The organism is Streptomyces graminilatus, from assembly GCF_001418565.1.
Lineage (GTDB): Bacteria > Actinomycetota > Actinomycetes > Streptomycetales > Streptomycetaceae > Streptomyces > Streptomyces graminilatus.
The window spans coordinates 30,716-46,651 of sequence record NZ_LIQQ01000103.1 but is presented as its reverse complement, the minus strand read 5'-3'; the positions used below and the strand labels follow the sequence as shown (position 1 = coordinate 46,651).

The following is a 15,936-nucleotide window of genomic DNA, read 5'->3' as shown; positions in this document are numbered from 1 at the left end:
GGACCGTGAACAGCCCCTGTATCTCGGGTCGTTGAAGTCCAACATCGGCCATGCCCAGGCAGCGGCCGGTGTCGCCGGTGTCGTCAAGACGGTGCTGGCGATGCGCAACGGCGTGCTGCCCAGGACCCTGCACGCGGACGAGCCGTCGCCGCACGTGGACTGGTCGGCGGGCGCGGTGGAGCTGCTGACGAGTCAGCGGGAGTGGCCGGAGACGGGACGCCCCCGGCGCGCCGGTGTGTCGTCCTTCGGGATCAGCGGCACCAACGCCCACGTCATCCTCGAACAGGTCCCCGAGGAAGAGGAGTTGACCGCCCTGGCATCGGGCGGCGCCGACACCGCTCCCGCGCTGCCCGTACCCCTGGTCCTCACCGCCGCGACCGAGGAGGCGCTGCGCGCCCAGGCGCGGACACTGCACGCCCGGCTGTCCGCCGGCCCGGAGCACACGGCGCTCGGCGCACTCGGCCGCACACTGGCCGTCGGTCGCAGCGCGCTGCCGCACCGGGCCGCCGTCGTGACCGCCGACCGCGAAGAGGCGCTGGCCGGCCTGGCGGCCCTGGGCGCCGGGAACGACACGCCCACGGCGTTCCACGGGCTCGCCCACACAGGACGCACCGCGTTCCTCTTCACCGGCCAGGGCAGCCAACGGGCCCGCATGGGACTGGAGTTGTACGCCGCCCAGCCCGCCTTCCGCAGCGCCCTGGACGACATCGCCGTACACCTCGACCAGCACCTGGCGCACCCCCTGCTGGAGCTGCTGGCCGACGGGTCGGGACCGCTCGACCGCACCGAATACGCCCAACCCGCCCTGTTCGCCCTCGAAGTGGCCCTGTTCCGGATGCTGGAGCACTGGGGGATCGTCCCCGACCACCTGCTGGGGCACTCCGTCGGAGGGCTCGCCGCCGCACACGCGGCCGGTGTCCTGTCGCTGCCCGACGCCTGCGCGCTCGTCGCCGCTCGCGGCCGGCTGATGCAGGCCCTGCCCGCGACCGGCGCCATGGCGGCCGTCGAGGCCACCGAGGCCGAGATCCTGCCCTCGCTCGCCGGACGCGGACACCGGATCGCGCTCGCCGCCGTCAACGGGCCGTCGGCCGTGGTGGTCTCCGGTGACACCGACGCGGTGCGCGAGATCGCCCGCACCTGGGCGGAGAAGGGCCGCAGGACCCGCGAACTCCGGGTGTCCCACGCCTTCCACTCGCCCCACATGGACGCCATGCTCGCCGAGTTCGAGGCCGTCGCCCGTTCCGTCACCTACCATCCACCGGTCCTCTCCGTGATCAGCGACCTCACCGGGGAGGCGGCCACCGGTACCGACCTGTGCTCACCGGAGCACTGGGTGCGCCACGTCCGGCAGACCGTCCGCTTCCACGACGGCGTACGCGCCCTGCACGCCCTGGGCGTGACCAGGTACGTCGAACTGGGACCCGACGGTGTGCTGTCCGCGACGGTCCAGGACACCCTGGACTCCCTCGCAGAGGAGACGGGCGAGCCGCCCCGCACCGCACCGCTGATCCTGCCGGTGCTGCGCCGCGACCACTCCGAGACGGCGGGCGCCGCCGCCGTACCGGCCCGGCTGCACCTCACCGGCCACACCCCCGACTGGGACGCGGTGTTCGCCGCACACCCGTACGCGCACCCCGACACCCTGCCCACGTACGCCTTCCAGCGCCGCCGCTACTGGGTCGCACCCGGCGCGGCACGCTCCACGACGGCGCCCGGCACGACCCCGCTCGACCACCCGGTGCTCACCACCGCCGTCACCCTCGCCGGTACCGGGCACACCCTCCTCAGCGGTCTGGTCTCCGCGGCCACCCACCCCTGGCTCGCCGACCGCACCGTGCACGGCACCGCGCTCGTGCCGGACGCCGTCCTGCTGGACCTGGCGGTCACCGCGGCACGGGAGACCGGCGCCGGACAGGTGCTCGAACTGCGGCCCGTCACACCGCTCGTACTGCCTGCGACGGGAGCGCTGGAAGCGCAGGTCGTGGTCGGGTCTGGGTCCGGATCCGACGGACACCACCCGGTGTCCGTGCACACCCGGCCAGTCGGCGGCGCCGCCGACTGGACCCGGCACGCCGAGGGCACGCTCGCGCCCGCCCCGCCGGCCGCCCCTGTCACCGGCGACCCCGGACAGCCGTGGCCGCCCAAGGACGCCGAGCTCGTCGAGGACCACCTGGCCGACGGCCCCCACGGCCGGATCACGGCGTACGGCCCCGCGTTCGGCGGACCGCGCGCGGTGTGGCGGCGCGGCGACGAGGTCTGGGCCGAACTCGCGGCGCCCGAGACGGACGGCACCGAACCCGGCGACTTCGCCCTGCACCCGGGACTCCTGGAGAGCGCGCTGCACGCCCTGCGGCTCGCCCGTCCGGACACCACCGAGCCCCGGCTCGCCGTCGAGTACGGCCGCGTCACCGTGTCCGGCCCCGCGACCGGCCCGCTGCGGGCCCGGATCACCCCCGGCGACGGCGACACCGTGAGTGTCCGGATCACCGACGCCACGGGACGTCCTGTGGCGACCGTCGGCACACTCACCCCACGGCCACTGCCGTCCGGCTTCGAGGAGACCACGCGGGCTTCGTACGAGGGGGAGGCCCCCTTCGAGCTGGCCTGGCGGCCCGTCGAACCGGCGCCGCCCGCAGCGGGCGCGCGCTGGGCGGTGCTCGGTGAGTCCGCACTCGTGCCCGCAGGGGCCCTGCCCGACGCCGAACGCCACCCGGACCTGCCCTCCCTCCTCGCGGGCGGCAGCGCACCCGACGTGGTCGTGATCGGCTTCGATGCCAATCCCGAAGCCGTACGGACGGCGAACGAGACGGTGAATGGGGCGACGACCGGCGCGACCGATGTCGTGGCCGCGGCGCGCCGCGCCGCGTACCGGGCCGTTCTGCTGGCCGGTACCTGGCTCGCCGAGGACCGGCTCGCCGACACGCGGCTGATCGTCGTCACCCGAGGCGCGGTCGCGGCGGGTGAGGGCCCCTGCGATCCCGAACAGGCGCCCGTCTGGGGCCTGTTCCGCTCCGCCCAGACCGAACACCCCGGCCGTTTCCTGCTCGTCGACCTGGACGACTCCCTGGCATCGGCAGCCGCCCTGGCCGCCGTACCGGGCTGCGGCGAACCCCAACTCGCCGTACGGCACGGCCGGTTGAGCGCGCCGCGCCTCGTGCGCCCGGCGCGGCCGACCGGCCAGAGGCCGCCTGAGGGCAGCGGTGCCGAGGGGCCCGAGGCGGTTTTCGACCCCGACGGGACGGTGCTGGTCACCGGTGGCACCGGAGCCCTCGGGCGACTGGTCGCCGGGCATCTCGTCGCCCGGCACGGGGTCCGGCACCTGCTGCTGGTCAGCCGCCGGGGCCTCGACACCCCGGAGGCCCGGGAAACCGTCGCCGAACTCACGGCGCGGCCGGGCGTACGGGTCACCGTCGCCGCCTGCGACGCGGCGGACCGCGACGCGCTGGCCGCCGTACTCGCCGACGTGCCCGCCGGGCATCCGCTGACCGGGGTCGTCCACACCGCCGGTGTCGTCCAGGACGCGGTGGTCGAGGCCATCGGCGCGGACGACCTGGACCGGGTACTGCGGCCCAAGATCGACGCCGCCTGGAATCTGCACGAGCTGACCGCCACCGCCGACCTCTCCGCCTTCGTCCTGTTCTCCTCCGTCTCCGGAGTCAGTGGGGCCGCCGGACAGGGCAGTTACGCGGCGGCCAACACCTTCCTCGACACGCTGGCCCAACTGCGCCGGCACCAGGGGCTGCCCGCCCTGTCGCTCGCCTGGGGCCCCTGGGCCCCGACCGGCGGCATGACGGCCGGGCTCACCGGGACCGACCTGCGGCGGATGCGCGACACCGGGCTGCTGCCCCTCGACGCGGCACATGGCCTCGCGCTCCTCGACACCGCCCTGCGGCGGCCCGGCCCCGCGCTGCGGGTGCCGCTGGCGCTGAGCCTGCCGGTCGTGCGCCGCGCGGCCCACGAGGGCCGGGCCCTCCCGCTCCACCGTGAACTGGCCGGCTCCGCCTGGCGAGCCCGCACCGCGACACACACCGACGCCGCGCCGGCCGGTGAGCCCGCCGCCGGGGCGAGCACGCTCGACCAACTCCTCACCGGCCGGACCGCGCAGGAGCAGGAGGACCTGCTGCTCGAACAGGTCCGCGCCCACGCCGCCGCCGTACTGGGCCACCGGGACGGCAGACGGGTCGAACCGGCCCGCACCTTCAAGGAACTGGGGTTCGACTCACTGATGGCCGTCGAACTGCGCAACCGGCTGAGCGCGGCGGGAGGTGTGCGCATGCCGGCCGGGCTGCTGTTCAACCAGCCGACCCCGCAGGCGGTAGCCCGCTACCTGCGCACCCGGATCGCCCCGCCGGACGTGCCCGCGCCCGGCACCCTCGACGCGGAGTTCGCCCGCCTGGAGGAGCTGGTGGCGGGCGCGACCGCCGGCGGGCCGGAGCTGGACCGTACGGCGGAGCGGCTGCGGATTCTGCTCGCGCGCTGCGAGGAGCGGTCCACGGCCACGGTCGGGGACGCGTCCACGGACGCGTCCGGCCCGGGAGAACCGGCCGAAGGCGTCGGGGTCCGCGCGGCGCTCGAAACGGCGAGCCTCGACGAGGTCTTCTCCTTCATCGACCAGGAATTCGGCCAGGAATTCGGCCAGGAGTTCAGTCAGGAATTCGGTACCGGCCGGCAAGAGCTCGGGGAGTGACGGAACATGGCTGAAACAGAGAAGCTGGTCGAATACCTCAAGCGTGTCACGGCCGAACTGCACGAGACGCGGGGCCGGTTGCAGCGCTCGGAGGCGAGCGCGCACGAGCCCGTGGCCGTCGTCGGCATCGGCTGCCGGCTGCCCGGCGGCGCCGAATCGCCCCAACTGCTGTGGGACCTGGTGGCCGCGGGCCGCGACGCCGTCGGCGAGGTCCCGGCCGACCGGGGCTGGGACGTGACCTACCCCGGCGGCTTCCTGTCCGACATCGCCGGGTTCGACGCCGCGTTCTTCGGCATCTCGCCGCGCGAGGCCGCCGCGATGGACCCGCAGCAGCGGCTGCTCCTCGAAACGGCCTGGGAGGCCTTCGAACGCGCGGGGATCGACCCCCGCTCACCCGAGGCTCGCCGCACCGGTGTGTTCGCCGGACTCGTCACCCAGGACTACGGACCCCGGCTCGACGAAGCCGCCGACGACATCGGCGGACACGTCCTCACCGGCAACACCGCGAGCGTCGCCACCGGCCGCCTCGCCTACACCTTCGACTTCGAGGGCCCGGCGGTGACCGTGGACACCGCCTGCTCGTCGTCCCTGGTCGCCCTGCACCTGGCCGCCGCCGCCCTGCGGCGCGGCGACTGCGACCTCGCCCTGGCGGGCGGCGTGGCCGTACTGCCCACCCCCGGGATGTTCCTCAGCTTCGAACGCCAGGGCGGACTCGCGGCGGACGGCCGCTGCAAGGCCTTCGGCGCCGGCGCCGACGGCACGGGCTGGTCCGAGGGCGCGGGACTGCTCCTCGTCGAGCGGCTGTCCGACGCCCGCCGTAACGGGCATCCGGTACTGGCGGTCATCCGGGGTACGGCCGTCAACCAGGACGGCGCCTCCAACGGCCTCACCGCGCCCAGCGGCCCCGCCCAGGAGCGGGTCATCCGGGCCGCGCTCGCCGACGCCGGACTCACGGCCGCCGAGGTCGACGCCGTCGAGGCGCACGGCACCGGCACCCGCCTCGGCGACCCCATCGAGGCCGAGGCCCTGCTCGCCGTGTACGGACAGGACCGTGAACAGCCCCTGTACCTCGGCTCGTTGAAGTCGAACATCGGGCACACCCAGGCAGCGGCGGGCGTCGCCGGGATCATCAAGACGGTCATGGCGATGCGGCACGGCACCCTGCCCAGGACCCTGCACGTCTCCGAGCCCACCCACGAGGTCGACTGGTCCGCGGGCGCCGTCCGACTGCTCACCGAGGACCGGCGCTGGCCGGACACGGGACGGCCACGCCGGGCCGGTGTGTCCTCGTTCGGGATCAGCGGCACCAACGCCCACGTCATCGTCGAAGCACCCGCCGCCGAGGACGACCCCGGGCACGACAACGCACCCGGGGCCGCCCCGGAACCGGCCGCCGGGACGGAGTCCTCCACCGTCCCGCCCTTCACCACCCCGCCCCTCCTGCCCTGGCCGCTCACCGCCCGCTCCGAATCCGCCCTGCGGGCCCAGGCCGACACCCTGCACCGGCACCTCACGTCCACCACGGCGTCCGGCACCTCGGCGGCCGACGTCGCCTGGACCCTGGCGACCACCCGCACGGCGATGGAACACCGCGCGGTGGCCATCGCACCCGGCCGCGACGAACTGCTGGCCCTCCTGGTGCGGGCCGCCGAAGGCGCCACCCCGCAGGGCGTCGTGCGCGGCACCGCCCCCGGCACCACCCGTACCGTTCTCGTCTTCCCCGGCCAGGGCTCCCAGTGGCCCGGTATGGCGGTGGACCTGCTGGACGCCTCGCCGGTCTTCGCCCGCCGCATGGCCGAGTGCGAGGCCGCCCTCGCGCCGTTCGTCGACTGGACACTCACCGACGTCCTGCGCGCCCCGTACGCCGCCGACGCGCTGGCCCGCGTCGACGTGGTCCAGCCGGTGCTGTGGGCGGTCATGGTGTCGCTCGCCGAACTGTGGGCCTCCTGCGGGGTGCGTCCCGACGCCGTCGTGGGGCACTCCCAGGGCGAGATCGCCGCCGCAGTCGTGGCAGGCGGGCTGAGCCTGGAGGACGGAGCCCGGGTCGTCGCACTGCGCTCACGGGCACTGACCGCCCTCTCCGGGCTCGGCGGCATGGTGTCCGTCTCCGCGCCCGCCGCCGCCGTACGGGAACGCCTCGCGGCCCTGGCTGGCCGGGCCGACCTAGCGGCGGTCAACGGACCCGCCTCCGTCGTCGTCGCCGGTGAGCCCGACGCCCTGGACGAGCTGCTGGCGTCCTGCGAACGCGACGGCATCCGCGCCAAGCGCGTCGCCGTCGACTACGCGTCGCACTCCACGCAGGTCACCGCGATCGAGCACGAGCTGGCCGGACTCCTGGCCCCCGTCCGCCCGCGCCCCGCCCCGACCGCCTTCTACTCGGCGCTCACCGCCGGCCGCCTCGACACCACCGGCCTCGACGCCGGCTACTGGTACCGCAACCTGCGCCACACGGTCCGCTTCGAGGACGCCACCAGGTCCCTGCTCGACGACGGGCACACCCTCTTCATCGAGGTCAGCCCGCACCCCGTACTCGTCCACTCCCTCCAGGACACCGTCGACTCCACGGCCGACGACGACACGCCGGGCACGCCCGCCGCCACGGTCCTCGGCACGCTGCGCCGTGGCCCCGGGGGCCGTCCCGAACGGTTCGCCGAGGCACTGGCCGAGGCGTACGCGCACGGTGCCACCGTCGACTGGAGCGCGCTCCTCGCCGGTTCGGGCGCCCGCCGCGCCGAACTGCCCACGTACGCCTTCCAGCGCACCCGCCACTGGCTGGACAGGCCGACGCCGACCGCCACGGACGACCCCGCGTCGACCGCCCTGTGGGAGGCCGTCGGCCGTGGCGACACGGCGGCGGTGGCCGACCAGATCGGCGTACGGGCGGACGACGCGCTCGGCACGACCGTGCGCGCCCTGGCCACCTGGCGCGAGCGCGCCCGCGACGGAGTCGCCGCCGACCGCAACCGCTACCGCGTCACCTGGAAGCCGGTACCCGTCCCCGCGTCGGGGCCGACCCCGCTCACCGGCGACTGGGTACTGCTGGAACCGGACGTCCCCGGCGGATCCGGTGCGTCCGGTGCGTCCGGTGCGTCCGGTGCGTCCGGTGCGTCCGGTGCGTCCGGTGCCTCAGGCGATGGCATCGGTGGCATCGGTGGCATCGGTGACTGGGTGGCCGAGGCGCTGACCGGGCACGGTGCCGCCCACGTCCACCGGATCGTCGTCGGCTCCGACACCGGGCGCGCGGAACTCGCCGCGCTGCTGGCCGGGCACGCGTCGGCCACCGCGATCGTCTCCGTCCTGGGCACCGACATCCGCCCGTACCCCGGCCACCCGACCGTCCCCACGGGCGTCGCCACCACCCTGACCGCCGCCCAGGCCGTCGCGGACACCGGCGGCACCGCACCGCTGTGGTGCCTGACCCGGGGCGCGGTCGCCACCCACGACGGCTCCGACGATCCGGACGGCCCCAGTCCCGAGCAGGCCCAGGTGTGGGGGCTCGGCCGTGTCATCGGCATGGAGAGCCCGGCGGTGTGGGGCGGGCTGATCGACCTGCCCGCGCGGCGCGCCGAACCCGACGCCGACGCCCTGTGCGCCGTACTGGCAGCTCCCGGCGACGAGCAGGAGTGGGCGCTGCGCGAGACGGGCCCCCGGGTCCGCCGTCTCACCCGCGCCCCCCGCGCCGCCGGAACCAGTTGGAAGCCGCACGGTACGGTCCTCGTCACCGGCGGCACGGGCGCGCTGGGCGCCCATGTCGCGCGCCGCCTGGCTCGCGAGGGCGCCCGCCGTCTCGTACTGACCGGACGACGCGGCCCGGACGCGCCGGGAGCCGCCGAACTCGCCGCCGAACTGCGGCAGTCCGGCGTGGACGTGACCCTCGCCGCCTGCGATGTCGCGGACCGCGAGGCACTGGCCGCCGTACTCGCCGCGATTCCGGCCGAGCACCCCCTCACCGCCGTCGTGCACGCGGCCGGCGTCAGCAGCCTCGACCGGTACTCCGCCCTCTCGCCCGCCGACCTCGCCGCGATGGCCGCGGGCAAGGTGGAGGGAGCCCGTCACCTCGACGAACTCCTCGCCGGCCACGACCTCGACGCCTTCGTGCTGTTCTCCTCCGGCGCCGCCGTCTGGGGCGGTGCCCGCCAGGGCGCCTACGCGGCGGCCAACGCCCACCTGGACGCCCTGGCCGCCCGCCGTCGGGCCCGTGGCCTGGCCGCCACCTGTGTGTCCTGGGGGAGTTGGGCCGACGGCGGCATGGTCGACGCCAAGACGCAGCGCGTGTTCGACCGGATCGGCGTACGCGCCATGGCTCCGAGGACCGCGCTCACCGCGCTGTTCGACGCCGTGGGCGCGGGCGAACTCCAGCTCACCGTCAGCGACATGGACTGGCAGACCTTCGCGTCCGGGTACACCCTCGCCCGCCGCCGCCCGCTCCTCGACGACATCCCCGAGGCCGCCCTCCCGGCGCCGGCCGCCGAAACGGTCCCGTCGGCCGTCTCCCCGCTCACCGAGCGGCTGAACGGCCTCACCGACCGCGACCGCGACCGACTCCTGCTGGGCCTCGTACGGTCCGCCGCCGCCGGCGCCCTCGGCCACGAGAGCCCCGACGCGGTCGGCGCCTCCGACGCCTTCCGCGACCTCGGCCTGGACTCGGTCACCGCCGTGGACCTGCGCAACCGGCTCGCCGACGACACCGGACTGCGCCTGCCGACCACCCTCGCCTTCGACCACCCCACCCCGGCCGCCGTCGCCGCCGAGTTGCGCACCCGGCTGCTCACGGCGCCGACCGCCGCCCCCACGGACCAGGTACCGGCCGCCGTACGGCCCGTCGACGACCCGGTGGTCGTCGTCGCCATGGCCTGCCGCTATCCCGGGGACGTGCGTTCGCCCGAGGACCTGTGGCGCCTGGTCGCCGAGGGCCGCGACGGCATCACCGGCTTCCCCGCCGACCGGGGCTGGCGCGTCAGCGACTCCCTGCCCACGGCCGAGGGCGGGTTCCTCCACGACCTCGCCGACTTCGACGCCGCGTTCTTCGGCATCTCGCCTCGCGAGGCCCTCGCCATGGACCCCCAGCAGCGGCTCCTGCTGGAGACGTCCTGGGAGGCCCTGGAGCGCGCCGGTATCGACCCGCTGTCCCTGCGTGGCAGCCGCACCGGCGTCTTCGTCGGCGCGGGCAACTTCGACTACGCCACGGTGGCCATCAACACCGAGGAGGGCAAGGACTACGCCCTCACCGGTTCGGTGGGCAGCGTCGCCTCCGGCCGTATCTCGTACACCCTGGGCCTGGAGGGCCCGGCGGTCACCGTCGACACGGCCTGCTCGTCCTCGCTCGTCGCGCTCCACTCGGCCGCCCGCGCCCTGCGCGACGGCGAGTGCGGCCTCGCCCTCGTGGGCGGCGCCGCCGTCATGGCCACCACCACCGCCTACGAGTCCTTCGCCCGGCAGGGCGGCCTCGCCGCCGACGGCCGGTGCAAGGCCTTCTCCGACGATGCCGACGGCACCGGCTGGGGTGAGGGGGCCGGTGTTCTGGTGGTGGAGCGGTTGTCGGACGCGCGGCGCAACGGGCATCCGGTGCTCGCGGTGGTGCGGGGGTCGGCGGTGAACCAGGACGGTGCGTCCAACGGGCTCACCGCACCGAACGGGCCGTCCCAACAGCGGGTGATCCGGGCTGCGTTGGCGAGTGCGGGACTCACCACCGCCGATGTGGACGCGGTTGAGGCGCACGGTACGGGAACCCGGCTCGGGGACCCGATCGAGGCGCAGGCACTGCTCGCGACGTACGGGCAGGACCGTGAACGGCCCCTGTATCTGGGCTCGTTGAAGTCGAACGTGGGTCATACGCAGGCCGCTGCGGGTGTCGGTGGCGTCATCAAGACAGTGCTGGCACTCCAAGAAGGTGTACTGCCGCCCACGCTGCACGCGGACGAACCCTCGGGTGAAGTCGACTGGTCGGCCGGTTCGGTGGAACTGCTCACCGAGGCCCGGGAATGGCCGGAGACGGGCCGTCCGCGCCGGGCGGGTGTCTCGGCGTTCGGCATCAGCGGCACCAACGCCCACGTCATCCTCGAACAGGCCCCGCAGGACGCGAAGGCTTCGCAGGATGTGCCGCCTTTGGCAGCCGCTCCCGAACTGCCGTTGCCCGCCGTCCCGTTGCTGCTGTCCGCCCGGGGCGCCGCAGCCCTGCGCGCACAGGCAGAGACTCTGCGGGACTTCCTCGACGGCGCGGCCGAGGCCCCCGCCCTCCAGGACATCGGCCTGACGCTGGCGGCCCATCGTGCCGCCCTCGATCACCGTGCCGCCGTGGTGGTCACGGACGGGGAGACGCTCCGCGCCGCCCTCGACGCACTCACCGAGGACCGTCAACACCCGGGCCTCGTCACGGGATCGGCCGCACAGGGCGACCTGGCGGTGGTCTTCTCCGGACAGGGATCGCAACGGGTCGGCATGGGAAGGGAGTTGTACGAGGCCTTCCCGGTGTTCGCCGCCGCCTTCGACGAGGTGTGCGCCGCCTTCGACGGGCTGCTGCCGGACCCGCTGAAGGAGTCGGTGTTCACCGGTCCGGCCGACCGTCTGGACGGCACCGGACTGGCCCAGCCCGCCCTGTTCGCCGTGGAAGTGGCCCTGTTCCGGCTCCTGGAGTCATGGGGCGTACGGCCTGACGTCCTGCTGGGACACTCGCTCGGCGAACTGGTCGCCGCACACCTGGCCGGGGTGTGGTCGCTCGGCGACGCCTGCCGGGTGGTGGCCGCCCGTGGCCGCCTGATGGAGGCACTGCCGTCGGGCGGCGCGATGTGGGCGGTCGAGGCGACCGAGGACGAGATCGCCAACGCCGACCCGAATGAGGACGGGCACCCGGCGGACGTGTCGGTGGCCGCCGTGAACGGGCCGTCGTCACTGGTGCTGTCGGGCGCCGAACCGGCGGTACGGGAGGTGGCGGACCGGTTCGCCGCCGAGGGCCGCCGGGTGAAGCGCCTCGCCGTCAGCCACGCCTTCCACTCCACGCTGATGGAGCCGATGCTCGCCGAGTTCGCCGAGGTCCTGCGCCAGGTGGAGTTCGCCGAGCCCGTCGTCGCCGTCGTGTCGAACGTGACCGGCGAGGTCGCGGGGGAGGAGCTGTCCACCCCCGAGTACTGGGTGCGGCACGTCCGCGCCACGGTCCGCTTCGCCGACAGCGTGCGCACCCTGCGCGCCCAGGGCATCGGAACCGTTCTGGAGTTGGGCCCTGGAGGCTCCCTGGTCCCGATGGTCGAGGCGACCGAGCCGGACCTCGCCGCACTGCCGGCCCTACGGCGTGACCGGCCCGAGCCGACCGCCCTGCTGGCGGCCCTCACCCAGGCCCACGTCCAGGGCGTACGGGTGGACTGGTCCGCCGTGTTCGCCGGTACCGGCGCCCGCCGCGTCGAGCTGCCGACGTACGCCTTCCAGCGCCGCCGCTACTGGCCCGCGACCGCCGGTACGCCCGCCGCCGAAGCGCTGGCCGCCGTCGGACTCGGGGCGGCCGAGCACCCGCTGCTGAACACGTGGCTCGTCGCCGCCTCGGGCGGTGAGGCGATCGCCACCGGACGTCTCTCCCTCGCCACGCACGCCTGGCTGGCGGATCACACCGTGCTCGGCACCCCTCTGCTGCCCGGCACCGCGTTCGTGGACCTGGCCTGCTGGGCCGGACAGCGCCTCGGCTGCCCGGAACTGGCCGAACTGACCCTGTACACCCCCCTGGCGATCGAGGGCGACACGGCGTCCGATCTGCAACTCGTCATCGGCGCGCCCGATGGGACGGGACGGCGTACCGTCGCCGTCTATTCCCGGCCCGCCACCGCCGGTTCACGGCTCGACGACTCCACCTGGACCCGGCACGCCGAAGGCGCCCTCGCGCCGGCTGCCGACCGGGAGACGGAGGCCGCCTTCGACGCGCTCGTGCCATGGCCGCCCGCCGCGGGCACCCGGGTACCGCTCGACGGCTTCTACCCCGGCCTGATCGAGGCGGGCTTCGACTACGGGCCCTCCTTCCAGGGACTGCGCTCGGTGCTGCGCTCCGAGAACACGCCCGAGGTGCTGTTCGCCGAGGTGGAACTGCCCGAGGAGGAGCGGGAGTCGGCCGCCGCGCACACCGTGCACCCCGCGCTGCTGGACGCCGCCCTGCACGCCCTGGGCGTGGACCTCCCAGCCGGTACCCCGGCACGGCTGCCGTTCACCTGGACCGGCGTACGCGTCCACGCGACCGGCGCGGACGCCCTGCGCGTCCGCCTGAACCGGGCCACGGACGGGACTGTCACCCTCACCGCGGTCGACGTCGAAGGCGGCCCCGTCGTCACCGTCGACGGACTGGTGCTGCGCGAGGTGACGGCCGACCGCCTGCCCGGCCGCGCCGCGCCGGACCGCGACGCCCTCTTCCGGATCGAGTGGACGGCCCTGGCGGCAGTAGGAGACCCCGTGCACGCCGAGCCGGTACTCCTGCCGCTCGACGCCGACGGACAGCCCGACCTCCACCGGCTCGACGGCACCCCCGCCGCCGTGACCGTCCGCTGCCCGTCCGGTGAGGTCGCCGACGTCACCGCCTTCGTCCTGCGGGCGCTCCAGGAGTGGCTGGCCGACGAACGGTACGCCGACACACCCCTCGTGGTCGTCACGCACCGGGCCGCGACCGTGCGCGAACCGGGACTGCTCACCGAGACCCGGGCAGCCGCCGCAGGTGACCCGCACGAGGCGCTCGCCCACGCGGCCGCCGCCGGACTGGTCCGCGCCGCCCAGGCCGAACACCCCGGCCGCTTCGTCCTGGTGGACACCGACGGCGAACTGCCGTCGCCCGCACAGGTCCTGGCGTACGGCGAACCCGATCTCGCGGTCCGCGCCGGGCGTTTCCACGGCCGACGGCTGGTACGCGCCACGGATAACGCGCCGTTGGTGGCACCGGCCGGCCCCTGGCGGCTGGACGCCACCCGGCGCGGCTCGATCAGCGACCTCGCGCTGGTGGACGACACGGGGGCGGGGGAGCGGAAGCCAGGACCCGGCGAGGTCCGGATCGCCGTCCGGGCCGCCGGAGTCAACTTCCGCGACACCATGATCGCCCTCGACATGTATCCCGGACAGGCCGAACTCGGCATCGAAGGCGCCGGAGTCGTCCTGGAGACCGGGCCCGGAGTCACCCGCTTCGCCCCCGGCGACCGGGTGATGGGCCTGCTCGACGCGGCCTTCTCCGCCACGGCCGTCACCGACCACCGGCTCCTCGCCCCCGTGCCCGCCGACTGGACGTTCGCTCACGCTGCCGCCGCGCCCGTCGCCTATCTGACCGCCTGGTACGGACTGCGCGACCTCGCCAGCGTTGCATCCGGCCGACGGGTCCTGGTGCACGCCGGAGCGGGCGGAGTCGGCAGCGCCGCCGTCCGGCTCGCCCGGTACCTGGGCGCCGAGGTCTTCGCCACCGCGAGCGCGGCCAAACAGCCGGCGCTGCACGCGGCCGGGCTCGACGCCGAGCACATCGCCGACTCCCGCGACACCGGATTCCGCGAGCGGTTCCTGGAGCGCACGGGCGGACGCGGCATGGACGCGGTCCTCAACTCGCTCGCCGGTGAGTTCGCCGACGCCTCCCTCGAACTCCTGCCGCACGGCGGCCACTTCATCGAGATCGGCAAGACCGACGTACGCGACCCCGACCGGGTCGCCGCCGACCACCCCGGAGTGCGCTACCGCGCCTTCGACCTCGGTGACGCGGGACCCGACCGCATCCAGGAGATGCTCGGCGAACTGACCGAACTCTTCGCCGCCGGACTCCTCGCCCCGCCGCCCGTCACCACCTGGGACATCACCAGGGCACCCGAGGCATTCCGGGCCGTCGCCCAGGCCCGGCTGGTCGGCAAGGCCGTCCTCGTCGTCACCCCGCCGCCCGCCGACGACGGCACGGTTCTCGTCAGCGGCGGAACCGGCACCCTCGGTGCCCGCGTCGCCCGCCATCTGGCCGGCCGGCACGGCGTACGCCGTCTCGTGCTCACCTCACGGTCCGGTACGGACGCGCCCGGGGTACCCGAGCTGCTCGCCGACCTCGCGGCGGACGGCGCCACCGCGCAGGTCGCCGCCTGCGACATCGGCGACCGGGCGGCCGTGGCCGCCCTGCTGGACCGGCTCGCCGCCGACGGCCACCGACTCACCGGCGTCGTGCACTGCGCGGGCACCGTCGACGACGGCGTCCTGACCTCCCTCACCCCCGAGCGACTCGCCCCCGTCCTGCACGCCAAGGCCCACGGCGCCCGGCACCTGCACGAACTGACCCGAGGCCTGGACCTGGACCACTTCGTGCTCTTCTCCTCCGCGTCCGCCACCTTCGGCGCGGCGGGACAGGCCAACTACTGCGCCGCCAACGCCTACCTCGACGCCCTCGCCGAACAGCGCACCGCGCGCGGACTGCCCGCCGTCGCCATCGCCTGGGGACTGTGGGAGGAGACCAGTGGCATGACCGCCGCACTCGGCGAACGCGACCGGGAGCGGCTGCGCCGCACCGGAACAGCCGCGCTCCCCACCGCACGCGCCCTCGCCCTGTTCGACACCGCGCTCACCGCCACCGCGGCCAGTGTGACGGCGGCCCCGCTCGACCCGGCGGCCCTGCGCGCCCGGTACCGGGACCAGCCGGTCCCCGCGCTCCTGCGCGACCTCGCCGGCCCCGCGCCGCGTCGAGCGGCAGCCACCGCCGTGCGCCAACTCACCGACCCCGGCCCTGACTTCGCGGCCAAGCTGGCCGCGCTGCCCGAAGAGGACCGCCACTCGTACGTCCTCAGGCTGGTCCTGGACCGCACCGCGCAGGTCCTGGGGCACACCGGCGTCGCCGAGGTCGATCCCGACCAGGCGTTCAAGGACCAGGGCTTCGACTCCCTGACCGCCGTGGAGCTGCGCAACCAGCTCCGGGCGGCCACCGGGCTCGCCGCCCCGGCGACGCTGATCTTCGACCACCCCTCGCCCGTGGCCCTCGCCGAGCACCTGCTCCGGCAGGCGGTACCCGCCGGGCCCGCCCCCGAGGAACTGCTGCGGCGCGACCTCGACCGGCTGGAGACCGCAGCGGAAGCGCTGGCCTCCGACGATCCGGCCCACGCCGAGGTGGCCGACCGCCTGCGCAGGATCCTGCGCCGTCTCGACGCGGCGACGACGCCCACCGAGACCGACCCCGACGACGACGCCACGCTCGGCGCGGCAAGCGCCGACGAGGTCCTCGCCTATATCGACAGCCAGTTCGGCGACCTCACCTGACCCCCGTACCGCCTGACCCCTGT

At 75.0% G+C, this 15,936-nt stretch carries 2 protein-coding genes; both read left to right on the top strand.

From position 1 onward, the window contains the following. Window positions 1-4,687: type I polyketide synthase (locus AOK08_RS10535; RefSeq protein ID WP_157876635.1), on the top strand; the 4,687-nt coding region annotated here is incomplete at its 5' end. Between the two features lie 24 nt (window positions 4,688-4,711). After that, the gene (locus tag AOK08_RS10530; protein ID WP_479683317.1) at window positions 4,712-15,913 is read left to right on the top strand and encodes a type I polyketide synthase; all 11,202 of its coding nucleotides are present in this window, start codon (window positions 4,712-4,714) and stop codon (window positions 15,911-15,913) included. The last annotated feature ends 23 nt before the right edge of the window (window positions 15,914-15,936 follow it).